General features: G+C 59.5%; 1 protein-coding gene. It reads left to right on the top strand.

The features are described 5' to 3' along the window. Positions 1 to 154 precede the first annotated feature (154 nt). The coding region (locus EOA22_RS35605; RefSeq protein WP_164756274.1) for a substrate-binding domain-containing protein at positions 155 to 847 on the top strand (693 nt) is incomplete at its 3' end.

Raw genomic sequence — 847 nt, 5'->3', positions numbered from 1 at the left:
GATCATCCTCATTGCCCTGCTCCTGCTGAGGGAAAACACCTTCGCGTTCCTAAGACGCCGACTGGCGCGGTAAAGACCGCCCGCGCCCGGCGATCCGGGACGTTCAGTGAGAACGTTCCCATCAACAAGCGGTCAACGATCTGGGAGACCTTCGATGCCAAACTGGAAGAGAAAACTAAGTCTATGCGCAGCCGCTCTTTGTACTGCCGCGGTCAGCCTTTCGCTCACCGCCCCGTCGGCGTCAGCGCAGGACAAGAAGTTCAAAATCTACCTGAGCATGAGCTACAGCGGCAACTCTTGGCAGTCGGAGGCAGCCAACATCGTCAAGGCGCTTGCCGCCACCCCACCCTACGACAAGACCGTGGAACTGACCCAGGTGATCTCGGGCACGGATCCCCAGGCTCAGATCGCTGCGTATGAGAGCATGATTGCCGCCAAAGCCGACGGCATTATCAGCTTTCCGATTTCTTCCACCGCCCTCAATCGCGTCATCCACAAAGGCTGCGAGAAGGGCGTGAAGTTCTTCATGTACGACGCGACGGTCACCGAGCCCTGCGCCTACAACGTCAGTTACATTACCGCTGGCTTTGGCGAGAACAGCGCTCAGGCCCTGGTCAATGCGCTCGGCGGCAAAGGCAAGATCTTCCTCAGCCGCGGCGTTCCCGGCAACTCGGTCGACAAGCGCCACACCGATGGAGCCATGTCGGTCTTCAAGAAGTACCCCGGCATACAGGTCGTGGACGAATACTATTCCTTCTGGGACGACCGTACGACCCAGCAGGAAACAGCCAAGGCGCTCGCAGCGCATCCCGACGTCGACGGCATCTGGGCTCAGGCCGGTGAATAC

It is taken from the genome of Mesorhizobium sp. M7A.F.Ca.US.014.04.1.1 (assembly GCF_003998745.1).
Classification (GTDB): domain Bacteria; phylum Pseudomonadota; class Alphaproteobacteria; order Rhizobiales; family Rhizobiaceae; genus Mesorhizobium; species Mesorhizobium ciceri.
This window is presented reverse-complemented; position numbering and strand designations above follow the sequence as displayed.